This is a genomic window from Candidatus Delongbacteria bacterium, assembly GCA_041675285.1.
In the GTDB taxonomy this organism is placed as follows: domain Bacteria; phylum CAIWAD01; class CAIWAD01; order CAIWAD01; family CAIWAD01; genus CAIWAD01.
In genome coordinates, this window is the sequence record JBAYTZ010000023.1 from 1 (window position 1) to 22666 (window position 22666).

General features: G+C 69.7%; 18 protein-coding genes and 1 tRNA gene. 10 read left to right on the forward strand and 9 right to left on the reverse strand.

Translation table 11 applies throughout. The features are described from left to right. On the forward strand, positions 1-198 hold a 198-nt coding region (locus tag WC326_15545), incomplete at its 5' end, for a hypothetical protein (GenBank protein MFA7332483.1). Positions 199-234: 36 nt separating this feature from the next. Here the strand turns inward: WC326_15545 and WC326_15550 are convergent. From WC326_15550 to WC326_15570, 5 genes are read right to left on the reverse strand one after another with little or no spacing between them, the layout of a single operon-like run. Beyond that, entirely contained in the window at positions 235-855 is a 621-nt protein-coding gene (locus tag WC326_15550; protein ID MFA7332484.1) for a flavin reductase family protein, read from the reverse strand. Continuing rightward, positions 848-1066: a heavy metal-associated domain-containing protein gene (locus tag WC326_15555; protein MFA7332485.1), complete on the reverse strand. Its 219-nt coding sequence runs from the start codon at positions 1064-1066 to the stop codon at positions 848-850. Before WC326_15555 ends, WC326_15550 begins: the two co-directional genes overlap by 8 nt. 11 nt (positions 1067-1077) lie before the next feature. Beyond that, the gene (locus WC326_15560; GenBank protein ID MFA7332486.1) at positions 1078-1755 is read right to left on the reverse strand and encodes a carbonic anhydrase; all 678 of its coding nucleotides are present in this window, start codon (positions 1753-1755) and stop codon (positions 1078-1080) included. After that, positions 1755-2747, reverse strand: a complete 993-nt coding sequence (locus WC326_15565; GenBank protein MFA7332487.1) for a CorA family divalent cation transporter — start codon at positions 2745-2747, stop codon at positions 1755-1757. The genes WC326_15560 and WC326_15565 overlap by 1 nt, the downstream gene beginning before the upstream one ends. Then, entirely contained in the window at positions 2744-3337 is a 594-nt protein-coding gene (locus WC326_15570; protein MFA7332488.1) for a helix-turn-helix transcriptional regulator, read from the reverse strand. The genes WC326_15565 and WC326_15570 overlap by 4 nt, the downstream gene beginning before the upstream one ends. Before the next feature lie 133 nt (positions 3338-3470). Between WC326_15570 and WC326_15575 the strand changes: the two genes are divergently transcribed. Genes WC326_15575 through WC326_15615 form a run of 9 tightly spaced genes read left to right on the forward strand, consistent with a single transcriptional unit; the run spans position 3471 to position 16232 of the window. Next, entirely contained in the window at positions 3471-4094 is a 624-nt protein-coding gene (locus tag WC326_15575; GenBank protein MFA7332489.1) for a lipid-A-disaccharide synthase N-terminal domain-containing protein, read from the forward strand. Next, complete coding sequence (locus WC326_15580; protein MFA7332490.1) at positions 4094-5689, forward strand: glycosyltransferase family 39 protein; 1596 nt, start codon at positions 4094-4096, stop codon at positions 5687-5689. The genes WC326_15575 and WC326_15580 overlap by 1 nt, the downstream gene beginning before the upstream one ends. 16 nt (positions 5690-5705) lie before the next feature. Beyond that, positions 5706-6443: a glycosyltransferase family 2 protein gene (locus tag WC326_15585; GenBank protein ID MFA7332491.1), complete on the forward strand. Its 738-nt coding sequence runs from the start codon at positions 5706-5708 to the stop codon at positions 6441-6443. Next, positions 6427-7278 (forward strand): hypothetical protein, encoded by an 852-nt coding sequence (locus tag WC326_15590; GenBank protein MFA7332492.1) that lies wholly within the window; start codon positions 6427-6429, stop codon positions 7276-7278. The genes WC326_15585 and WC326_15590 overlap by 17 nt, the downstream gene beginning before the upstream one ends. Further along, positions 7275-8639, forward strand: coding sequence for an NAD(P)-binding domain-containing protein (locus tag WC326_15595; GenBank protein MFA7332493.1), 1365 nt, complete (start codon positions 7275-7277; stop codon positions 8637-8639). Before WC326_15590 ends, WC326_15595 begins: the two co-directional genes overlap by 4 nt. Next, positions 8636-10309, forward strand: coding sequence for a cytochrome c3 family protein (locus WC326_15600; protein ID MFA7332494.1), 1674 nt, complete (start codon positions 8636-8638; stop codon positions 10307-10309). The genes WC326_15595 and WC326_15600 overlap by 4 nt, the downstream gene beginning before the upstream one ends. Position 10310: 1 nt before the next feature. Then, positions 10311-13139: a hypothetical protein gene (locus WC326_15605; protein MFA7332495.1), complete on the forward strand. Its 2829-nt coding sequence runs from the start codon at positions 10311-10313 to the stop codon at positions 13137-13139. Then, positions 13136-14725: a hypothetical protein gene (locus WC326_15610; GenBank protein ID MFA7332496.1), complete on the forward strand. Its 1590-nt coding sequence runs from the start codon at positions 13136-13138 to the stop codon at positions 14723-14725. The genes WC326_15605 and WC326_15610 overlap by 4 nt, the downstream gene beginning before the upstream one ends. A gap of 1 nt (position 14726) precedes the next feature. Further along, complete coding sequence (locus WC326_15615) at positions 14727-16232, forward strand: cytochrome c3 family protein (protein ID MFA7332497.1); 1506 nt, start codon at positions 14727-14729, stop codon at positions 16230-16232. Between the two features lie 52 nt (positions 16233-16284). Here WC326_15615 and WC326_15620 read toward each other — a convergent pair. From WC326_15620 to WC326_15635, 4 genes are all read right to left on the reverse strand, one after another. Beyond that, a tRNA-Glu gene (locus WC326_15620) sits at positions 16285-16356 on the reverse strand. 91 nt (positions 16357-16447) lie between these two features. Beyond that, positions 16448-16849, reverse strand: coding sequence for a hypothetical protein (locus tag WC326_15625; protein ID MFA7332498.1), 402 nt, complete (start codon positions 16847-16849; stop codon positions 16448-16450). Positions 16850-16902: 53 nt separating this feature from the next. Beyond that, a complete protein-coding gene (locus WC326_15630; GenBank protein MFA7332499.1) occupies positions 16903-19521 on the reverse strand; it encodes a S49 family peptidase in 2619 nt (872 codons plus the stop codon). Positions 19522-20233: 712 nt separating this feature from the next. Continuing rightward, positions 20234-22660, reverse strand: coding sequence for a hypothetical protein (locus WC326_15635; protein ID MFA7332500.1), 2427 nt, complete (start codon positions 22658-22660; stop codon positions 20234-20236). Positions 22661-22666: the final 6 nt, after the last annotated feature.

Genomic DNA, 22666 nt, shown 5'->3' on the forward strand with positions numbered 1-22666 from the left:
ACCGGCCTGGCACCGACCTGGCACCGGCCTGGCACCGACCTGGCACCGGCCTGGCACCGACCTGGCACCGGCCTGGCACCGGCCTGGCACCGGCCAGACACCGACCTGGCACCGGTCTGGCACCGGCCTGGCACCGACCTGGCACCGGTCTGGCACCGGTCTGGCACCAAATCCAATGCCATCACCGTGTCTCCGTGACCCGGTGTTGAGAATTTTCAGGCGCGTGGGGTCTCGTCATGTCCCAGCATGGTCCACCTTGAAGGCTTCGTCCAGGCCCGCGAACAGGCCGCCGCCCAGGCGTGCCAGCGGATCCAGCACTTCGGGCCGGGGCCGGCCGCGCTCGTCCAGCGCGTCCTCGCGCACGTGGGCGGCGAGGATCCGCCCGATCAGCAGGTCCACCGGGCCGTTGCCCAGCTCCAGCCAGCGCTCCACGCGACATTCCAGCTGGGTGTGCGTGCCCGCCACCCGGGGCGCCGCCACCCGCACGGACGGCAGGGTGTGCAGCCCCAGCGCCGTCAGTTCGCTCTCGCCGTAGGGCAGCTCGGCCGCACTCTCGAACACCTCCCGGGCCTGGGCCCGGCCGGGCAGGTTCACCACGAACTCCGGCCGCTCGCGCAGATTGCGCACCGTGTCCTTGGGCCCGCCGTCCCGCCGGGCGAAGCTCACCAGCAGCAGGGGCGGATCCGCGCAGATGCAGTTGAAAAAGGAAAAAGGCGCCAGGTTGGCGCCGCCGTCCGGGTTCAGGCTGCTGATCCAGGCCACGGGCCGGGGAATCACCAGCGCGGTCAGCAGGTGATAGGCCGCCTGCGGACTGCGCGCCTCCAACCCGAGGTTCAGGTAGCGGGGCTCACTCATCCAGCACGCCGCCGTAGGTGAAGCCGACCCGGGAGAGAGCCTCCGCCAGGGTCGCCGCGTCGGGCAGCGCGTCCCCGCTCAAGCGCACCCGGCCGCGCTCCAGCTCCACCTCCGCTGCCAGCCCCGGGGCCAGCGATTCGAGGGTCTTTTTCACCTGTGCCGTGCAGTGGCCGCAGTTCATGCCGCCCACGACGATGCTCCGTTCCGCCATCGGGGTCTCTCCTATTCGCCCTGCGCCCGGCCACGGACCAGGCAGGCCTGTTCGGCCGCGCGCACCCGCTCGATCTGTGAGCCGGAGCAATCCAGGCTGACGCCCAGGTCCTGGATCAGACCGTCCGCCAGCCGGTAGACCAGGCCGTGCACCTGGACGGGCCAGTCGCGCTCCCAGGCCTCGCGCAGGATCTTGGTCTTGGCCAGGCGCTCCACCTGTTCAATGATGTTGAGTTCGCAGAGCGTGTCCCGCAGCTGCCGGCCGGCCAGCCCCGCCAGACCCGCCGCGTGCCGCGTGCGCATTTCGCGGATGCTCCAGATCCAGTAGTCCACCAGGCCGTGGGCGCTGTCCTCCAGGGCCGCGCGCACGCCGCCGCAGTCGTAGTGGCCGCAGACGATCACGTGCTCCACGCGCAGCACCTCCACGGCGAACTGCAGCATGGACATGCAGTTCAGATCGCCGGGCTGCACCAGGTTGGCCACGTTGCGATGCACGAAGACCTCGCCCGGATCCAGCCCGATGATCTGGTTGGCGGGCACGCGCGAATCCGAGCAGCCGATCCAGAGCCAGCGCGGATTCTGCTGATCCACCAAACGCGTAAAGAAGTCGGGATCCGCCGCGCGCATGCCGGCGGCCCAGGCGCGGTTGTTGTGGAACAGCGGCGTCAGGCTGGCGTGGCAGGTGTCCATCAGCGGTCCTTTCGCCAGAAGCGCAAGAAGAAGAACAGGGCCTCCAGCCCGCCCACCCCAAGCAGGATCAGGCAGACCGTCAGGAAGGCGTAGGGGCTGTCGGCCCCGGGAATGCCGTTGACGTTGATGCCCAGCAGGCTGGTCAACAGACTGAGGGGCAGGAAGATCGCCGCCACCAGCGAGAGCAGGAACATGGTGGAGTTGATCTTGTCGGACAGGTGCGAACTCAGTTCGTCGTGGGTGACGGCGGCCCGGTCGCGCAGGGTGTCCAAATCCTCCACGATGCGGATCAGGCGGTCCGAGGCCTCGTGCAGGTGGGCGCGCTCCACGGGACCCAGCAGGGTGTCCGGCTCCAGCGAGAGGGCCGTGACCACCTCGCGCATGGGGGCCAGGTGGCGCCGGATCTCGATGCAGGCCCGCCGGTGCTGGCCCACGCGCCGGCGCAGGCCGGCCTTGGGATTGCGCAGCACCTCCTCCTCCAGCAGGTCGCCGTCCTCCCCCAGCTCGTCCATGACGGGACCCAGCCGATCCAGGATGGTGCGCACCGCGGCCGCCAGCCAGGCGCCGGGATCCACCGGACCCACGCCCTCCAGCAGGGAGCGCTGCAGATCCTGGACCGCGAACATCGGCCGGCCCAGCACGGAGATCACCCGCCCGGGTTCCAGCCAGACCCGCAGCGCCACCATGTCCTCGGGCTCCGCGCCCGGATTGAGGTTCACACCGCGCAACACCACCAGCAAGCCGCTGCCCAGGCTCAGCCAGCGCGGCCGGGTCTCCGGGGTCAGCAGGGCCTCCTGGATCAGCGGCTCCAGGCCGGATGCCGCCAGACAGGCCCGAGAATCGGGCTGCTCGCGGAGCAGGTGGCTCCAGCTGTAGCCTTCGCCCGGATCCGCCCGGCCCGGCTCGTTCAGGGGCCGCGGCACGCCCTTGCCGGCCCGGACCTCCAGCCGGAAACTGGCCTCCGCCAGCGGCCGCAGGGAGGCCGCGCTCATGCGTCCTCCTCGTCCGCGTCCGGCTCCGCCGCCACTGGCTCCGGGGCGGCTTCTTTGTGCTGGGCCGCCGAATCCGGCAGCAGAAGGTCCTCCAGGAACCAGGCGGAGAGTTCGGCCCGGCCGCCCACATCCGCCTTGCGGTACAATTCCCGAGCCTGCTGACGCACGGTCCGCTCGCTGGTCTTCCGGATGTCCGCCACTTCCTTGTGGCTGAGACCCTTGAGCAACAGAATGCCCACGTCGCGCTCCGCCGGGGTCAACCCCCAGCGCTGGAATTGGCGGTCGATGGCCGATCCCAGCCCGGCCAGCAGCGCCTGGGCCTCCTGGCGCCAGCGGGCCACGTCGCTGTGGGCGTCCAGCAGATCCGCCTCCAGCCGGCGGCGGCGCTTGCGCTCCTGCCGCATGTCCCAGACGATGACCAGCACGCCCGCCATGATCAGCGTGGCCATGCTGGTTTCCACCAGGATGTGCAGCAGGCTCTCGCCGCCCTGCAGATCCAGCAGGGGATCCCCCACCAGGAAGACCGTGCAGAGGGTGAAGTAGCCCGCGATCAGCAGGCGATGCTCGAAGAGTCGATGAGAAAAGGCCATGGCGATCTTCCCTACTGTCATGAGGAAAGTAGGGAAGTCGCACGGATGACGCATTGCGCCGGGGCCGCCCCGGCCCTAGGTTGGGGCGAGCTCGAACCGGATTCACGATTGCCTGTCCAGACAGGGGAGTTGGATGGATTTGCTGCATGCCATCGGCTGGCTGGGACAGGGGGCGTACTTCGTGCGCTCCCTGTTGCAGTGGCTGATGTCCGAAAAGCTGCGCCGCAGCACCATCCCCGCGGGCTTCTGGCTGCTCAGCGTCCTGGGCGCCCTGGCCCTGCTCAGCTACGCGGCCCTGCGCCACGACGCCGTGATCATCCTGGGTCAGGCGGTCAATCTGGCCATCTACCTGCGCAACCTGCACCTGGAATCCCGCCCCCAGGCGGCATTGTCCACTTCCAGCCTGCGGCTGGCCCTGGGCGGCCTCGCGCTCAGTTTCCTGCTGCTCTGCCTGCTCAGCCTGAAGCTGGACCATTCCCCCTGGATGTTGGTGGGCTGGGCCGGGCAGCTGATCTTCCTGACCCGCTTCCCTCTGCAATGGTGGCGGGCCGAGCGCTCGGGCAAGGTGGACCTGCCGGCCACATTCTGGTGGATCAGCCTGCTGGGCTCCACTCTGTTGTTGCTGTACGCGACCTGGCGCCACGACTGGGTCATCGTCAGCGGGCAGGCCGTGGGCTTGCTGGCCTACGGGCGCAACCTGGTCCTCCTCCACCGGAGCCACGTCGAAGTCGTCGAGACCGGTTCGGCCCGGCTGTGATGAGCCGCCGGCGGGATTGGCTCTGGGCCCTCCTGTTGTTGACGGCCCTCCAGGCTGTCTCCCTCCACAAGAGCTTCTGGGGCGCCCACGGCGAGGCCCGGCGCGCCGAGGTGGCCCGCGAGGTGCTCGAGGACGGCCACTGGTTGGTGCCCACCCTGCTGGGCGAACCCTTCCTGACCAAGCCGCCGCTGCTCTATTGGGCCGGCGCCGGCTCCATGGCCCTGTTCGGGGTCTCCGAGTGGGCCGTGCGTTTACCGGCGCTGCTGGCCGCCCTGCTGGCCTGGCTGGCCATGCTCTCCCTGGCCCGCTCCTACGCGGAGGACCTGGCGGAAGTGGGGTCGCCGCCGGACCACACGCCGGAAGAGGCGGCCCTGGCCCTGCTGGGCCTGCCCCTCTTCCTGGCCATGAGCCTGAATGCCGAGACCGAACCCCTGCTGCTGGCCTGCGGTCTCTGGGCCGTGGCCGGCGTGCTGCGCCTGCCGCCCCGAGGGCAGCCCCGCTCCTGGCCCGGTCTGCTGCTGCCCATCGTCGCGCTGAGTCTGGGCTTTCTGGTGAAGGGGCCGCTGGGCTGGATCTTTCCGCTGCTGGGCCTCGTGGCTTTCGAGAGCGGGCTGCCCGTCCAGCGGCGCCGGCTGGGGGCGGCGGACTGGCTCTGGCTGCTGCTGGGCCAGCTGCCCCTGGTGCTGCCCTGGTTCCTGCTGGTGCTGGCCCGGCACCCGGACGCCCTGCAAATCTGGCTGGGGGAGAGCGTCGCCCGCGTGACCGACGCCGGGTTCCAGGTCCACCGGGAGCCCTGGTGGTACTATCTGCCGCAGCTGGCGGTCTTCCTGCCCGCCCTGCTCTGGCTGGACCCGCGCGTCTGGCGGGAGCGAACCCGGCGCATCCCCCTGCTCTGGCTGGGCGCCGGCGTGCTCTTCCTCAGCCTGGCGGCCAGCAAGCGCGGGCACTATCTGCTCTCCCTGGCCCCGGCGGCGGCCCTGCTGGTTCTCGCGGCGGGTCCGCCCGGCCGCTGGAGCCGTTGGCGCGACCGGCTGCTGGGTGTCCTGACGGTCCTGCTCGCCTTGCTTTTTCCCGCAGCTCTTCTCTTGTTGACGGCCCGGGGTTGGCTGACCTTCTCTCCGGCCCTGCTGGCGGGTTGGGTTCTGGCCCTGGCGGCGCTGGCCCTCTGGTGGCGGCCGCCCGTACGCGGCAGCCTGGCCCGCTGGGGCCTGGTGCTGTTGACGGTCCTGCTGGGCGGGGCCTTCAGCCTGCTGCCGGCGCTGGACGCCTACCGCAGCCCCAAGGCCTTCTACCTGGAGGCCGCGGCGCTGGCCACGGACGGACGGCCGCTGGTCAACTGGCGCAACGACCGCTACTCGGCCTCCTTCCACTTGCGGCGGCCGGTCCGGCCGGCCCGCACGGTGGAGGATCTGGCCCGACTCTTGCCCCGGGGTGGTTGGCTGCTGAGCCAGGAGCAGGATTTGAAAGATCTGCCCGTGCCGATGGATATCGTGTTGCGCCGGATGCAGCGGGACCCCTTCCAGGCCGATCATCAACGAAGATGGGTGCTGGCGCGCGTGGGGCCTCCGGCCAGTGCGAGCCCGGACCGACCATAGCCAAACACGGGGTGCCATGTCCACGCCCGATTTCAGTCTGATCATCCCTCTTTACAATGAGGAAGAGTCCGTCGCCGCCTTGGCGGCCGAGGTGGAGTCCGCCCTGGCCGGGCTGGACTGGGAGTGCCTCTGGGTAGACGACGGTTCCCGGGACGGCACGGCGGGCTGCGTGCGGAGGCTGGCGACCGCCCAGCCCCGCCACCGGCTGCTGCGGCTGGCGCGCAACTGCGGCCAGAGCGCGGCGCTGCTGGCTGGGCTGGACGAGGCCCGCGGCCGCCTGCTGGGCACCCTGGACGGCGACGGCCAGAACGACCCGGCCGACCTGCCGCGGATGATCGCCTTGCAGCGCGCCGGCGGCGCCGATTTGGTGAACGGACGGCGGGCCGTCCGCCGGGACAGCTGGCTGCGCAGGGTGTCCTCGCGGGTCGCCAACAGCTGGCGCAATGCCCTGACCGGCGAGAGCGTGGCCGACGTGGGCTGCGCCATCCGCGTGTTCCGCCGGGAGTGCGCGCGGCACCTGCCGCCTTTCAAGGGCATGCACCGCTTCCTGCCCACCCTGATCCGGCTGGATGGCTGGAGCCTGGTGGAGCTGGAGGTGGCGCACCGCCCGCGCCAACGCGGCGTGTCCAAGTACGGCGTGGGCAACCGCCTCTGGGTGGGCATTCTGGACACCTTCGGGGTGATGTGGCTGAAGCGGCGCCACGCGCATTATCAATTGGCAACGGAGGACGCACCGGATGGCCCGAACTCCTGAGGCCCGCATTCGCTGGTGGCTGGTGCTGCTCTACGTGGCCAGCCTGGCGGCCATCGCCTGGTGGTTCCTGCAGGGCTGGGATTTCTACCGGCTGGACGCGGCCGCGCGGCCGCGGCATCCCGACTACGCCCGGCTGACCTCGGGCGGCGCGCTGGGCCATCCGCTGGGCGTCGCGGGTTCGCTGTTGATCGTCCTGCTGCTGCTCTACATCCCGCGCAAGCGCTGGAAGGCGCTCGCGCGCTGGGGCTCCCTGCGCACCTGGCTGGACGTCCACATCTGGATGGGGCTCAGCGGACCCCTGCTCATCTTGCTGCACTCCGCTTTCAAAGTGGGCGGGCTGGTCTCCTTCTCCTTCTGGTCCATGACCGCCGTGGCCGTCTCGGGCGTCCTGGGACGCTACCTCTACCTGCAGATTCCCCGCGACGAGAGCGGCGAGGAGCTGGACAGCCGGGGCATCCAGTCGCGCCAGGACAACTTGCTGGCCGAAGCCGGGCTGGAGTGGGAACGACTGCCGCTGGCCATCCGCGCGCGGCTGGCCGGTCCGGCGGGTGGACTGGCCTCCTGGCTGCGCGACGACCTGGGCTGGTGGGCGCGGCGGAGCGCCTGGCGGCGCGAGCTGCAGGCCGCGGGAGTGGGCGACCCGACCATGGCCTTGCAGGCCCTGCGGCGGCTGGAAGTGCTGCAGCGCCGGCGCGGCGCCCTGGACGCGGCCAAGCGTCTGCTCCACTACTGGCACGTCTTCCACCGGCCCTTCGCCTTCATCATGGTCCTGTTCATGCTGATCCACATCGTGGTCGCCCTGCTCTTCACCTCCAGCCACGGGCTGCCCACATGAGCGGCGAAGCCCTGCTCTACCTGGCCAGCGGCGCGCTTTGCGCCCTGGTCGTCTGGCTCTACCTGCGGCGGGAGGCCCGCCAGAGCGGCGAGATGCAGCACCGGCTCGAGGAGGCGCGGGCCCGGGGTCTGACCGAGCCCGCCAGCCTGCATCCGCGCATCGACCCCGGGCGCTGCATCGGCAGCGGCGCCTGCGTCCGGGCCTGCCCGGAAAAGCACGTGCTGGGCCTGGTCAACAACCGCGCCGTGCTGATCAACGCCAGCGCCTGCATCGGTCACGGCGCCTGCGAGGCCGCCTGCCCGGTGGAGGCCATCGACCTGGTCTTCGGGACGGCCCGCCGCGGCGTGGACCTGCCCCGCGTGCGCGAGACCTTCGAGACCAACGTACCCGGCATTTCCATCGCCGGCGAGCTGGGTGGCATGGGGCTGATCCGCAACGCCGTGACCCAGGGCCGGCAGGCGGTGGAGGCCCTGGCGGCCTCACTGTCCGCCGAGAAGCCGGGCGCCGAGACGTGCGGGGAGCCGCGCGTGGACCTGCTGGTGGTGGGGGCCGGCCCGGCGGGCATCTCCGCCGCCCTGGCCGCCCAGCGCGCCGGGCTGTCCGTGCGCGTGCTGGAGCAGGACTCCCCGGGCGGCACGATCCTCAACTATCCGCGCCGCAAGCTGGTGATGACCCAGCCCATGTGCCTGCCCGGCGAGTCCCCCTGGCTGACCCGGGAAGTGAGCAAGGAGGAGCTGCTGGAGCGCTTCCAGACCGTGCTGGAGGCCCGCCGGCCGGAGATCCGCTGCCAGGAGCAGGTGCTGGAGGTGCGGCCGGAGTCCGGCGGTTTCCGCGTCCTGGGCCGGCGCTCCGACGGGGCCCGGACGGAGCACGCCGCCCGGCGCGTGCTGCTGGCCATCGGCCGGCGCGGCACGCCGCGGCGCATGGGCGTGCCGGGGGAGGAGCTGCCCCACGTCCACTACCAGTTGCGGGATCCGGACGCCTTCGGCGGCGAGTCCTGCGTGGTGGTGGGCGGCGGCGACTCGGCTATCGAGGCGGCCCTGCGGCTGGCCGGCGCGGGCGCGGCCGGCGTGGCGCTGGTACACCGCAGCGAGAGTTTCTCCCGGGCTCGGCCCGCCAACCAGGAGGCGCTGCGCGCGGCCCAGGCCCAGGGCACGGTCCGCCTGCACCTCAATTCCCGCCCGCTGCGCGTCCTCGCCGATGGCCTGGAGATCGAGGAGAACGGCGCGCCCCAGCTGCTGCCCGCGGGACTCGTGCTGGTGCAGATCGGCGGCGAGCTGCCCACCGGCCTCCTGCAGCAGGCGGGCATCATCATCGACACCCACTTCGGCCAGCACGTGAAACGGGGAGACGCCGCATGATCCGGGCGACACTGCACGGGTTGCTGTTCTGTCTGCTGCTGGTGCTGCCGGTCCGGGCCCAGCTCTCCCCGGGCAAGCTGGCCAAGCCCCACCAGCAGCTGGAGGGGCTTACCAAGTGCACGCAGTGTCACGAACTGGGCAAGCCTGTGGACGGAGCCCGCTGCCTGGCGTGTCACGGCGCGCTCAACACGCGCATCCAGGCTGGCAAAGGCTTCCACGCCGGCAAGCGCGTGAAGGCCTCGAACTGCGTGGTTTGCCACAGCGACCACCACGGCCGGGACTTCCAGCTGATCTTCTGGGAGAAGGGCGACAAGGCCTTCAGCCACGTGGAAACCGGCTGGGAGCTGGAGGGCCGGCACTCCGAGACCAAGTGCCGGGACTGCCACCGCCCGGCGCTGATGGCCCCGGAGACGGCCAAGCGCAAGGATTTGAACCCGGCGCGCAGCTACCTCGGGTTGTCCGGCGACTGCCGCGCCTGCCATCGCGACGAGCACCAGGGCCAGCTGGGCACCAACTGCGCCTCCTGCCACGACGCCCGCGACTGGAACCAGCCGCGCTTCGACCACAACAAGGCCCGCTTCGCCCTGACCGGGGCGCACGAGCGCGTGGCCTGCGCCGCGTGTCACAAGACCGACCTGCCCCGCGCCAAGGCGAGCGGCACCGTGGTGGAGAAACCCGCCGCCGGGCCGGCCGTGCGCTACAAGCCGCTGGCCTACACGCGCTGCACGGACTGCCACCGGGATCCCCACGAGGGCCAGCTGGGCACGGATTGCGCCAGCTGCCACAACACGGCCTCCTTCGTCTCGGACGGCAAGGCCTTCGACCACTCCCGCACGCGCTATCCCCTCACCGGCGCCCACCAGGACCTGACCTGCGCCCAGTGCCACAAGGGCCCGGAGCCGGGGCGCCGCAAGCCGCGCTTCCAGGATTGCGCGCCCTGCCACGAGGATCCGCACGCCGGGCAGTTCAGCAGGACCGAACCCCGCCGGGCCTGCTCGTCCTGCCACGACACCCGGCGTTTCAAGCCCTCCGGCTTCGGGCTGACCCAGCACCAGGAGAGCAAGGCCCCGCTCCAGGGCGCCCACCAGGCCGTGGCCTGCGGGGACTGCCACAAAGCGGCCCAACCCGCCGAGCCCCTGCGCTTCCGCATGGCCGGTCTGGGCTTCAGCGGCCAGGCCTGCGCGGAGTGCCACGCCGACGTCCACGGCGGCCAGGCCAAGCCCTGGCTGGGCGACGCGGGCTGCCTGGCCTGTCACGACCTGCAGGACTGGCCCGTGCAGGGCTTCGACCACGGCCGCACCGAGTTCGCCCTGCAGGGGCGGCACGCGCAGGCGGGCTGCGCCGCCTGCCACAAGGCCGACACTCCCCCCGTGGTTCCGCTCAAGGGCCTCGAGCGCCAGTGCGCGGGTTGTCACGAGGATCCGCACCGCGGCCAGTTCCAGGCGGCTCCCGGTTCACGCGTGGATTGTGCGCTCTGCCACACGCCGGCCGGCTGGAAGGAGAGCATCTTCTCCCACGACAAGACGCGCTTCCCCCTGGACGGCCGCCACAAGAACGTGGCCTGCGCGGCCTGTCACCTACGCGAGCAGGACGGCCAGGGGAGCTTCGTCCGCTACAAACCTTTGGGCATCCGCTGCGAGGATTGCCACGGTACCGCCACGGAGGATTGAGATGCGCGCCCTGTCCCTCATCCTGCTGCTGTTCTGCTCGCTGGCGGCGGGCGCCGTCAAGCAGGGGCCGCACGGTCCCATCGAACTGGATTGCGCGCGCTGTCACTCCACCAGCGGCTGGGCCCTCCGCACGGACGCGGCCTTCGACCACGACGTGGACACGGCCTATCCGCTGGAAGGCATGCACCGGCTGGTGGCCTGCGGCACCTGCCACCTGGACAATCGCTTCACCGATACGGGTAGCGCCTGCCTGGACTGCCACCAGGACCCGCACCAGGGCGGACTGGGAATGGACTGCCTGGACTGCCACAGCCCGGAGCGCTGGCTGGACCGCTCGCGCCTGCAGGCCCGCCACGAGCGCACCCTCTTCCCGCTGACCGGGGCCCACCGCCGGGTGGACTGCGCCGCGTGTCACAACGGATCCGGAAGCTCCCAGTTCGCCTCGGCCCCGCTGGAGTGCGCGGCCTGTCACCAGGGCGATTTCCTCTCCGCCACCCAGCCCGACCACGTGGCCGGCGGGCTCAGCGGAGCCTGCTCCACCTGTCACGGCACCACCCGCTGGTCCAGCGCCGAGGGCTTCCGGCACGACGCCTTCCCCCTGGCCGGCGCCCACGCCACCCAGTCCTGTTCGGCCTGCCATCAGGGCGGCCGCTTCGCCGGCACTCCCTCCGGGTGCGTGGACTGCCACCTGCCCGCCTGGGAGAGTTCGGCCAACCCGGACCACGCGGCGGCGGACTTCGGCCAAGACTGCGCCGCCTGTCACGGCGCAGCCGGCTGGCAACCCAGTTCCTTCAACCACGCCGTGGCCACGGGGTACGCGCTGAACGGCCTGCACGCCGCCGTCTCCTGCGCCGCTTGCCACCAGCAGAACCAATACGCGGGCACCGACGCACTCTGCTCGTCCTGTCACCTGACGGACTTCCAGGCTGCGCTTGACCCGCCGCACCAGGAGCAGGGCTATCCCACCGACTGCGCCCTCTGCCACGCCGAGACTGGCTGGAACGAGGCCGCCTTCGACCACCAGACCACCGACTTCCCCCTGCAGGGCGCCCACCGCACCACCCTCTGCTCGGATTGCCACGTGGGCGGCCAGGTGGCCTTCACGCCCACGGACTGCTGGAGCTGCCACGAGCCGGCGTATCAGGCCACCACGGATCCGGCCCACCTGGCCGGCGCCTTCCCCCAGGACTGCCGCAGTTGTCACGATGAGAGCGCCTGGAACCCCTCCACGCTGGACCACCAGGCCACGCTGTTCCCCCTGCGGGGCGCCCACGTCGCCGTCTCCTGCGCGGCCTGTCACACCAACGGACAGTACGCGGACAACCCGACGGACTGCTGGAGCTGCCACCAGCCCGACTACGCGGAGAGCACGGATCCGGCCCACGCCACCGGACTCTTTCCCCAGGACTGCGTGCTCTGCCACGACGAGTCCGCCTGGGACCCGGCGATCCTGAACCACGATCTGACGGACTTCCCGCTGGACGGCGCGCACACGGCGGTCTCCTGCGCCGACTGTCACGTGGGCGGCCAGTTCACGGAGCTGCCCGGCGCCTGCTGGAACTGCCACGAGCCGGACTACCGCGAGTCCACGGAGCCCGACCACGAGACCAACCTGTTCTCCCAATCGTGCACCGACTGTCACACCACCACGGCCTGGAGCCCCTCCACCTTCGACCACACGCTGACCGAGTTTCCGCTCACCGGCGCCCACGTCGCCGTCAGCTGCGTGGACTGCCACGAGGGCGGCCAGTACACGGACTTGCCCGGGGCCTGCTGGAACTGTCATGAACCCGACTACCGCGCGACCACGGAGCCCGACCACGAGGCCAACCTGTTCTCCCAGTCCTGCACCGAATGTCACACGACCACGGCCTGGAGCCCCTCCACCTTCGACCATACGCTGACCGAGTTCCCCCTCACCGGCGCCCACGTCGCCGTCAGCTGCGTGGCCTGCCACGTGGGCGGCCAGTACACGGACTTGCCCGGAGCCTGTTGGAACTGCCACGAGCCCGAGTATCGCGCGACCACCGATCCGGATCACGAGACCAACCAGTTCTCCCAGTCCTGCACCGAGTGTCACACGACCGCGGCCTGGAGCCCCTCCACCTTCGACCACGCGCTGACGGACTTCCCGCTCACCGGGGCCCACGTGGTGGTCAGCTGCGCCTCCTGTCACGTGAACGGCCAGTACGCTGGCACGCCGGCGGACTGCTGGAGCTGCCATGAACCGGAGTTCCAGTCCGTCACGGATCCCAACCACGTCGCCGGCCAGTACCCGCACGACTGCACCCTGTGTCACAGCACGGCCGAGTGGGACGGAGCCACCTTCAACCACAGCAGCACGAACTTCCCGCTCACTGGGGCCCACACCACTGTCAGCTGCGCCCAGTGCCACGTGAACGGCCAGTACGAGAACACCCCCACGGACTGCTACTTCTGCCACCAGACCGACTACCAGAACGCCGCCAGTCCCGAGCACGAGACCCACGGCTATCCCACGGACTGCGCCTCCTGTCACACGACGGCGGCGGGCTGGAATTCCAGTTTCAACCACGCGGGCTACTTCCCCATCTACACGGGCGACCACCGGGACGAGTGGGAGACCTGCGCCAGCTGCCACCTGGGCAACGATCTGAACGACTTCAGCTGCACGCATTGCCACGAGCACTCCCAATCCGAGATGGACGGGGAACACGATTTAGATGATGTCCCTGATTACGTTTGGGAGAGCCACGCCTGTCTGAACTGCCATCCCGACGGCAGCGAGTTGCGCCACGGCCTGCAACCGCGCCATGGACTGGATCTGCGAATGAAGGAGCCCCTGCGATGAGACAGTCCGCCCGCCCCGGCTGGTGCCGCCTGCTCCTGGTGTTGATCCTGGCCGCGGGCCTGCGTGCCGCGCCCGTCCAGGTGCCGGTCAGCGCGCTGGCCAGCGACGTGGTCTATCTCGGGGCCGGGGCCTCGGAGGGCCTGAGCGTGGGCCTGAAGGGCGAGCTGCGCGCCCTGGACGGCCGGCGCGCCGAGCTGGAGGTGCTCTTCGTCAGTTCGGGCAAGGCCTCCTGCCGGGTCTCCCCCGCGGGGGCCGACGTGCGCGTGGGCGATCCCGTCTGGTTCGAGCTGACCCCCGCCGTCGTCCCGGACAGCCTGACCGTCCGCGCGCCGGCCGCGGGCGAGTTGCCGTCGGCAGAATTGCCGCCGGCCGCCGTGGCGGCCCTGGAGCGCTCCGCCGCGCTGCACGGTCCGTGGATCAAGGGCTGGTGGCGCCTGGACGGCACGCGCACCCAATTGGACGCGGAGTCCTCCACCCGCGGCCGCCAGGCCCTGGGTCTGCGAATGGGACTGGCCCAGCAAAAGGACCTGGTCCTCTCGCTGCAGCTGCGCAACCGCAGCGAGTGGAGCCCGCAGGCGGATCAGGAAGGCTGGGTGGATCAATTCTCGCTGGCGGGAACTGTGCTGCGCGGAGGCGTGGCCTGGGAGGCCGGCCGGATGGCCGACGGACGGGGCGCCCTGCCCGGGCCGGTGGACGGCCTGGCGCTGGAGAGTGCGGGACGCCGCGACCTGAGCTGGGGCCTGTCCGCGGGCAGCCGGCCGGCGGCCGTGGATCAGGTGGGCGAGCGGGCCGGCGGCGCGGGCGGACGCCTGCGCTGGCAACCCCGGCAGGGTCCGTTGAGCAGCGACCTGAAGGCCCGCTGGGAGCAGAGCGGCGCGGGCGTCGCCACCGCCGGCGCCTCCTGGAGCAACCAGCTGCGCTTTCTGCAGAAGGGCCGCCTGGAGCACTGGCTGCGCGCGGAATTCAGCGAGCAGAACCAGTGGGACCGCGCCGTCAGCCAGTTCTCCTCCACGCGCCTGCGCTGGCAGGAGGCCGCCTGGCAGGTCGAGGGCCGCCATCAACTCAACACCATGCCGGTGGTGATCCCGGAGGATCTGCTGGCCGGCCCCCGCGTGGAGGACCGCCAGAGCCAGCTGCTGGAGCTGGCCGTGTCCCGGCAGTGGGGCGCCACCTGGCTGCAGCTGCGGACCCAGGGCCGCGGCGAGCGGCTGGACGGCGACCTGGAGCGCCTGCTGGAGGTCAATGGCTCCCTCGCGCCCCGCGCCGGCCTGCTCAAGCGGGTGGGAGCCAGCTTGCTGGCCTATCTGGGGCCACTCAGCACGGGGCAGGATCTGGAGCTGCGCCTGTCCGGGGCCCCGGCGTCCTGGCCGGAGCTGGAGCTGGCGCTGCGCGGTTGGCGACTGGACCAGTCGGAGCGCCAGGTGACGGGCTGGAACGGCAGTCTATACGCCCGCGGCCGCTTGTGGCGGACGCTGCGCTGGGAGGGCGGCGGACTGCTGCAGCGCGAGGAGGGCCTTTGGCTGCGCGAGTTGCGCGTCGGGCTGCGGGGCGATTTGAACCTGAAATTCAGCCGCATGGACGGATGACATGAAGTTCGCCGGACTGCTGCTCACCCTGCTGGCGGGCGCGGCCTGGGGCCTCGAGAGTCCCCACGGCCCGCTGACGCTGGAGTGCTCGCTCTGCCACTCCACGGAGGCCTGGACCCTGCGCTCCGAGCCGGACTTCCAGCACGACCTGAACACGGCCTGGCCGCTGGAGGGCGGACACGCCCAGGTGGCCTGTCTCACTTGTCACACGGACCTGCACTTCCAGGGCACGGGCACGTCCTGCACCAGCTGCCACCTGGACGTGCATCAGGGCAGCCTGGGCGAGGGCTGCCGGGAGTGCCACAGCCCGGAGCGCTGGCTGGATTCCGCTCTGCTGCGCCGGCGACACGACCGCAGCCAGTTCCCGTTGACGGGGGCCCACGGCCAGCTGGCCTGCGACCGCTGCCACTCGGGCAGCGGCGCGGCGCAGTTCGCCGCCACGCCCACGGAGTGCTCGGACTGCCACTTCGGCACCTGGCAGTCCACGCTCAACCCGCCCCACCAGGCCAGCCAGCTGGGCACCGACTGCCGCTCCTGCCATCACACCTCCCGCTGGAACGACGCCGCGGGCTTTCAGCATGAGAGCTTCCCGCTGACCGGCGCCCACGTGGGCACGCCCTGCACGGCCTGCCACGTGGGTGGGACCTTCCAGGGCCTCCCCTCCGACTGCTATTCCTGCCACCAGACGGAGTACCTGGAGGGGCCGGACCACGTGGAGGGCGAATACCCCACCACCTGCGCCACCTGCCACAGCACCACGGCCTGGCGGCCCTCCAGCCTGAACCACGACGCGACGGACTTCCCCCTGACCGGCGCCCACCGCAGCGTGGCCTGCGCGCAGTGTCACATGGCCCAGCCCTACAGCAGCGCGCCCTCGGATTGCTGGAGCTGCCATCAGGCGGATTTCCAGGCCGCCCTCAATCCGGACCACCAGGCTGGCCAATACCCCCAGACCTGCGCCGTCTGCCACAGCACCACGGCCTGGCAGCCCGCCAGTTTCGACCACGGGCTGACGGACTTCCCGCTCAGCGGCGCCCACGTCGGCGTCAGCTGCGCCGCCTGCCACAGCAACGGGCAGTACACGGGCACCCCCAGCGACTGCCAGTCCTGCCATCTGGACGACTACCAGGCCACCAGCAACCCCAATCACACGGCGGCGGATTTCCCGCTGGCCTGCGCCAGCTGCCACAGCACCGCAAGTTGGACCGGCGCCACTTTCAACCACGACCAGAGCTTCTTCCCCATTTACTCCGGCGAGCATCGCGGCGAATGGTCCAGCTGCACGGACTGCCACTCCAATTCGGCGAGTTACGCGGAGTTCAGCTGCCTGGGCTGTCACGAGCATTCGCGCAGCGAGATGGACGGCGAGCATGACGAGGTGGGCGGGTACAGCTGGGAGAGCCAGGCCTGTCTGCAGTGTCATCCCAATGGACAAGCCAACGACCGGCTGCCGCGGCGCCAGCGGACCATCGGGATGGATCCCCGGCCCCGGCATCCGCTGCGCTGATCCAAAAACGAAAAGACCTGCCCGAGGGCAGGTCTTCGTCTCACGTGACTCATACCGCGTACGGGATTCGAACCCGTGTTACCGGCGTGAGAGGCCAGCGTCCTAACCACTAGACGAACGCGGCAGAAGGCCCCAAGTGTACCAAAGGACAGGAAGGAGCGCAAGAGTCGTCCCGCGGATTGCCTCTGCGCCCCGCCGCCGCTCCCCGGTCCGGGCTACTTGAGCCGCTTGAATTCCTGCGTGCCGCTGGCTTCGTCGTTGGCCCACGTGCTGTTGAGGATGTCGCCGTCCAGACCCGTGGTGGCGATGCGGACGTTGTAGCCGCTGGATGGCACGTGATAGGTCCAGCTGAGGACCGTGCCGTCCCACTTCTGGGCCGTCACCGGGAAGTTCTCCCCGTCCGCGTCCACCACGGATTGCACCTGCAACTGGTCCGCCTTCAACACCACGGTGGTCAGCGAGAGGGTCTCCAAGTCCTGCCAGACACCCACATAGGGCGCCATGGCGGCCTTGTCGGCCGCACTCAGGCTGCCCTTCCCCGGCATGCACCCCATCACCAGCAGCAACCCGACCAGCGCCACCAAGGCGCCGATCGTCCGTCCACTTTGCTTCTTCATGTGCCTCCCATATAAAGAAAAGCCGGGGCGGTGACCCGCCCCGGCCGCCATTCCTACCAGCCGAAGCCTTGGTACGGCTGGTCATCCAACAACATCTCCGGTTTGCCCGAGCCCAGGATGGAGAGGCGCATGTCCTGCGTCAGACCCACCTGCTCGTCGAACAGGCGCTGCTGCGCCGCGCTCATGCCGCCACCCTGCCCCAGCATCTGCAGGAGCTGGATGATGTCCGCAAAGGAGAGATCGGGATGGATCTCCCGGATCTTGACGTCTTCCTTCTTCAAGTCGGCCTTGAGACGGGCGAGTTCGATGCCGTCCCGCAGGCCGCCCTGACCGTCCACCAGACCCAGCTTCTGCGCCGCGGGGCCGGACCAGATTCGGCCCTCGGCGATGCCATGCACGTCGTCCCACGACTTGCTGCGGCAATCGGCCACCTTCTGGACGAAGTCCTTGTAGAAGTCCTTGATCATCGCATGTAGCTCCAGGGACTGGGTCTCGGTGAGCTCGCGGCCGAAGATCGGCAGGGGCGGCATGCGCAGTTGGGCGGAACCCGCTTTGAAATCCAGCGGCGCCGCGACCATGGTGCCGCCGAAACTCTCCTTCTTGCCGGCCCAGACGCCGTCCTGGCGCAGCTTGGCGTTGTTCATCAGGCCCTTGTCGAAGAACAGGCCCGCCGCCACGCCGATGGACCCGGTGATGGTCGTGGGCGAGGAGAGGATGGTGTCCGCCGACATGGACAGGTAGTAGCCGCCCGAGGCCGCCACGAAGCCCTGGACCACGATCAGGGGCTTCTTCTTCTTGAGGCGTTCCATCTCCCGCCAGACCAGATCCGAGGCGTAGCCGCTGCCGCCAGGGCTGTCGATGTGGAAGACCACGGCCTTGACGTTGTCGTCCTCGCGCACCGCCTTGAACTGCTGGATCAGAGTCTCGTCGCCGATGGCCAAGGGGCCCAGGCTGCGGCCGGAATAGATCGGGCCGGAGGCGTAGATCACGGCGATCTCGGGCTTGACGCCCCAGCGGCGGTGGATCGGCCGCTCCGTGAAGGAGGCCAGCGAGACCACCCGGTCGCCCTTGAGCTTCTCCAGGTCCTTCATGTCGAAGCCCAGCGAAATGGTGAGACCGACGGCCTTCTTGTCCTCGTCGTCGTCGCTGGGTTCGCGCCGGCAAACCCAGTCCTCCACTTGATCGTCGTAGAGCAGCGTGTCCACCAGCTTCATTTCCATCAGCTGGTCGCGGGTCACGAACCAGTGGGAGAGCAGCTCGTCCAACTGGGCCTGGCTGAGGCCGTAGCCGTCGCGGATGCCCTCCGTGACGTGGTTGTAGATGTCGGTCAGGCAGGCGCCCACGTTCTGGCGCACTTCCGGGGACATGGCGTTCTGATCCAGATCCTCGCCCGCGCCCTTGTAGGCCCCGACGTTGAAGCGCACGAAATCGAGCCCGGCCTCCTCGAAGGCGTCGGCCATGTAGAGGCGCTCGCGGCCCATGTTGTCGATCTGCGCCTCGCCGATGGGCAGCATGGCGCGCCGGTCGGCTACGGAGGCCAGGTAAAGGGTCCCCAGGCTGTGGCCGTGGCAGTAGACGGCCACTTCGCCGCCGGTCTTGGCCTTGTACTCGATGATCCGCTCGCGGATCTCGCGCAGCAGGGCCATGTCCGCCTGGAAGTCCGGCCGGATGTTGAGGAAGAGACCCTTGAGGCGCGGATTCTTCTCCGCCGCGTCCATCTGGGTCAGGAACTTGTGCAGCTGGAACTTCTGGCCCATCATCAGCCAGGGATACTCGCCGGCCATGCCCGCCAGTTCGATCCGCGCGAAGAGTTGCTTCTTGTGCCTCAGCGCCAGACCCTTGTTGAAGGTGCGGTCGCTGAACAGCACGGAGTAGCGCGTGCCGGGACCCGGCTCGGCGTCGGACTCCGCGTCAGGCAGGATGGCGCCCAGGCTCAGGTGGCGCAGGTTCAGCCCGGCCTGGAAGACGATGTCGTCCGTGTCCAGATGCTTGCGCGCACTCAGGCGCAGGTAGTCGACGGGTTCCACTTCCACGCCGGCCCAATACTCGGCCGAGCGCTCGATGTAGGCCTCGTCGTCGAAGCGCCAAGCGCCGTCCACGGAAAAGGTCACGCGATCCGTGAAGGGACGCAGGGCCAGGCCCGCTTCCAGCAAGGTCCGCGGCTGCTGATAGGTTTGGCCCAGGGCCCAGGTCACCGTCGAACCGACGCTGACGTAGCGATGGGGCTGGTTCAGGCTGGAGAGGACGAGTTGATCCGGCGTCTTGCCGGCGTCGACGTTGCCCACGCTCCAGCCATAGGCCAGACCCGTGTAGCTGCCCCGCGCCCCGAAGCCCAGTCCCAGCCGGTACTGGTTGACAAACAGGCCCGCCGGGCTCTCCTCGTGGATCATGCCGAAGCCCAGCCCGCCCAGGTTGGCGAACACGCCCAGTTCATCCGTCTGGGGATGATCCTCAGCCTCGCCTGAGAAAATGAACTCCAGTTGGGTCGTGCCTTGCTCGTAGCCCAGCAGGGCGGGGTTCCAGAACGCGGCGGCCGGACCCCGGCCCGCGGCCACGGATCCCACGTGCCAGGCTTCCACATCCTGCCGGATGCCCAGCGGCGCCAGATCGGCGGCGTACAACAACGAGACTGCGGACAGGGTGAGCCCCAGCCCGAGCATGGATCGCTTCATGATTCCTCCTGTTTGGGGAAGCGGAAGCGGCACTGACTGCCACCCGCCGGGCGCGTTTCCCTGTGACCCAGCTTTCGCCGCATGCCCCGTTCGGGAGCCGTGGCCCGCTGCTCTGAATGTTGAGATTGGGCGCAGGGAATGCAATCCGCACCCCGGCCCCGCGCGAGAATCCACTATGGACCGTCAGAAAAGAAGAACGCCCGGTGGTAAGCCGGGCGCGGAAAGTCGATGAAGCTGAAAAAGACAATTACATCAGCATGAAAGCTGCCACCAGAATCAGCAGGAACAAGGGCGACGAGAAATACAGGTCAACCTGTTTGCGGATTCCAGACACTTGCTTGATCGCACGCTGCTTCATACTGCGTCCCCCATCTGTTTCGAAGCCCGCCCCACCGTTTGAATCACCTCGACCCCCATCGGGCAATCCCCAAGCGGGCTCCAAGCGGCCTCATCGCAATTCCGATTTTGCTGAGCAATGCTAAAGCAAAGCCCATGCCAAGCAGTTGGGGGGAGCGAAGTTCAAGCAGACCAAGGACTCCCGGACTCCTCTTCCCCAATCAGGCCAAGGGGATTGTCCAGGAACCGCACAAGTTGAACACAATCGGGCGGGGAGCCGGCTCCGGTTCCCAAGCGGCTGCGGTGGATTGAACCACCCCTCATTGGGGCATATCCACCGAAGCAGGGGCCGCGACCCGCACCGCTAGCCAAGGCTTCACGCCGGGCGCGCGGCTTCCGGCTCTCCAGCGGCCGGCGGATGGTGCCGCCGCCAGCCGAAGCGGACCAGGAGCAGCAGCAGCAGCGTGATCAGCGAGATCCAGCGCCCGATCACCCAGCCCTGGGGCCGGTACTCCAGCACCAGGCGATGATCCCCCGCCGCCGGCAGGGCCACGGCGCGCAACAGGTGGTTGGCCCGCAGGACGGGCACGGGTTGGCCGTCCAGGGTGGCGACCCAGCCCTTGGGGAGCCAGATCTCCGAGAGCAGGGCCAGCGTCGGGCCGGCGCAGGTGATGGAGTATTCCACCCGGTCGGGCTCGTAGCTCAGCACGCGCCCCTGGCCACTGCCCAACGCGGCCGGCAGGGCCGGAGCCGGGTCCAGCACGGCCAGCGCGCGCGGATCCAGCCCGTTCATCACCCGCTCGAATTGCTGGTCGCCCGCCACGGCCTCCCAGCCGGCGGGGAAGGACAGCCGGGGCAGCGCGCCGGGGTTGTGGAACAGGAAGCCGTCTTCGAAACGGCCGACGGCCTGCAGCCAGGGCAACTGCGAGCGGCTGATCACCCATTGCACGTTGAGCAGGTCCAGCCAGGCCGGATGCAGGCTGCTGCCCGAGCCGTCGGGCAGATTCACCCGGCCCTCCGTCAGCACCTGTTGGATGCCCGCAGGCTTGGCCCCGTGGTAGCCCTCGATGCTGTGCAGCTCGTGCCAGGCCGGCTCGTTCTGTCCGTAGACGCCGTCCGGCCAGATCCGGAAGGTCTCCTTCTCCGGCAGGGCCGCCAGTTCGGCCAGCGCGCCCCGGGGCCGGAACAGCTGCTCGGGATTGCCGCGCGGTTCGAAGACCAGGGTTTGGCGATCCACCCAGACCAGGTCCGCCGCGGTCAAGAGGCCCAGCCAGACCGCCAGCCCGGCGGTGGGCAGCTTGCGCTGGGCGTGCAGCCAGAGCGCCCCGCCGGCCAGGGCCACGAACAGCAGCGTGCGCGCCGCGTCGCCCCGGGCCTGGGCCGCGCGGGCCGCGCGCAGTCCGCCGTGCACCATGTCCACGTAGTCCTGGCGCGGTTCCTGACCCTGCTGGATCAGGTAGTTCTGGATCAGCGCCGTGTCGCGCGGGTTGCTGTAGGAGGTCCCGGGCGGCAGGCCCTTGGTCGGGTCCGGCCGGGCGCCCCAGAACAACCCGGCCAGCACCAGCGCGCCTAGAGACACGCCCAGCAAGCCGCGGCGGAGCTTGGCGCCCGCGGCGTCGGCGCCCAGTTTCAGCAGGCGGTCCAGGCCCACGCCCGCGCTGAAAATCAACCCCAGTTGGGTCAGGGCCAGCGCCCACATGTGGGCCCGCAGCTTGGCGTAACCGGGCAAACCCTTCACCAGCAGCTCGAAGAGCGGCGTGTGCCGGCCCAGGCCCAGGATCAGCAGCAATAGGGAGGGCAGCAGCCAGGGCCAGATGCGCCGCCGGTCCTCGGCCTTCCAGAATGCCACGGCCAGCAGGGGCAGCCAGAAGGCTCCGGCATAGAGCGGAAAGGCCGTGTATTCCAGCGCGCCCCAGTAATTGGCTCCGCCGAAGCCCTTGGCGCCCGGCACCCACCAGCTGAACAGGTCTGAGGGCGGGAAGGAATAGGCTTCGGCGTAGCTGCCGCCGGCCACGGCGGACAGGGAGCCCGAGCGCATGCTCATCTCCGAGTACTCCAGCACGGGCAGATAGAGGAAGGCGACCAGCGCCAGGGCCACTCCCACCCAGGCCAGAGCCCGCAGCCCGGCGCCCAGCCAGGGACGGCCGGGTTCGCCGCGCATCTGCCAGAGCCGCACCAGCGTGTAGACCCCGGCGAAGAGCAGGAAGTACCAGCTCATCTGGATGTGCTTCACGCTGAGCAGCATGGCCAGACCCAGGGCCGCCACGGGCAGGGCGCGCAGACGCTTGTCCGTCAGCAGGCCCTCCAGCAGGTAGAGGTTGAGCGGCATCCAGCACACGGTCCAGAGCTTGATGGTGTGGCCGGCGCCCATCAGCCCTACCAGCGTGGTGCCGAAGGTCAGGCTGAGGGCGGCGAAGCCCGCGGCCAGCCAGGACAGTTCGCGCCGGCGCAAGTAGAGGAAACTGCCGCAGCCCAGCAGCAGCAGGTGGAAGACGTGCAGGACCACCGGATCCTTGAAGATGGGCAGCAGGCTGCCCAGGCCCCAGGAGCTGACCACCGACACCAGATAGGACGGCGTGACCATCAGGCTGGCGTAGCAGGGCATGCCGCCGAACAGGTAGGGGATCCACTGGACCACGTGGCCGTGCTCGAACATCTGCGCATGGCCGAAACGCGCGAAGGGCAGGCTCTTCACCGTGTCCGAGGGCAGCAGGGTCTGGCCGCTCAGGAAGGGATGGAGCAGAACCAGCAACAGGGCCAGCACGAGGCCGCCCAGCCAGAGCATCTGGTGTTTGGTTTTCATTCCCGC

Excerpts from the sequence above, each read along its gene's own strand:
- WC326_15555 (MFA7332485.1), bottom strand. The coding sequence starts at position 1,066 with ATGGCGGAACGGAGCATCGTCGTGGGCGGCATGAACTGCGGCCACTGC.
- WC326_15585 (MFA7332491.1), top strand. The coding sequence starts at position 5,706 with ATGTCCACGCCCGATTTCAGTCTGATCATCCCTCTTTACAATGAGGAA.
- WC326_15625 (MFA7332498.1), bottom strand. The coding sequence starts at position 16,849 with ATGAAGAAGCAAAGTGGACGGACGATCGGCGCCTTGGTGGCGCTGGTC.
- WC326_15615 (MFA7332497.1), top strand. The coding sequence starts at position 14,727 with ATGAAGTTCGCCGGACTGCTGCTCACCCTGCTGGCGGGCGCGGCCTGG.
- WC326_15595 (MFA7332493.1), top strand. The coding sequence starts at position 7,275 with ATGAGCGGCGAAGCCCTGCTCTACCTGGCCAGCGGCGCGCTTTGCGCC.
- WC326_15565 (MFA7332487.1), bottom strand. The coding sequence starts at position 2,747 with ATGAGCGCGGCCTCCCTGCGGCCGCTGGCGGAGGCCAGTTTCCGGCTG.
- WC326_15550 (MFA7332484.1), bottom strand. The coding sequence starts at position 855 with ATGAGTGAGCCCCGCTACCTGAACCTCGGGTTGGAGGCGCGCAGTCCG.
- WC326_15560 (MFA7332486.1), bottom strand. The coding sequence starts at position 1,755 with ATGGACACCTGCCACGCCAGCCTGACGCCGCTGTTCCACAACAACCGC.
- WC326_15605 (MFA7332495.1), top strand. The coding sequence starts at position 10,311 with ATGCGCGCCCTGTCCCTCATCCTGCTGCTGTTCTGCTCGCTGGCGGCG.
- WC326_15590 (MFA7332492.1), top strand. The coding sequence starts at position 6,427 with ATGGCCCGAACTCCTGAGGCCCGCATTCGCTGGTGGCTGGTGCTGCTC.
- WC326_15635 (MFA7332500.1), bottom strand. The coding sequence starts at position 22,660 with ATGAAAACCAAACACCAGATGCTCTGGCTGGGCGGCCTCGTGCTGGCC.
- WC326_15570 (MFA7332488.1), bottom strand. The coding sequence starts at position 3,337 with ATGGCCTTTTCTCATCGACTCTTCGAGCATCGCCTGCTGATCGCGGGC.
- WC326_15610 (MFA7332496.1), top strand. The coding sequence starts at position 13,136 with ATGAGACAGTCCGCCCGCCCCGGCTGGTGCCGCCTGCTCCTGGTGTTG.
- WC326_15600 (MFA7332494.1), top strand. The coding sequence starts at position 8,636 with ATGATCCGGGCGACACTGCACGGGTTGCTGTTCTGTCTGCTGCTGGTG.
- WC326_15575 (MFA7332489.1), top strand. The coding sequence starts at position 3,471 with ATGGATTTGCTGCATGCCATCGGCTGGCTGGGACAGGGGGCGTACTTC.
- WC326_15580 (MFA7332490.1), top strand. The coding sequence starts at position 4,094 with ATGAGCCGCCGGCGGGATTGGCTCTGGGCCCTCCTGTTGTTGACGGCC.
- WC326_15630 (MFA7332499.1), bottom strand. The coding sequence starts at position 19,521 with ATGAAGCGATCCATGCTCGGGCTGGGGCTCACCCTGTCCGCAGTCTCG.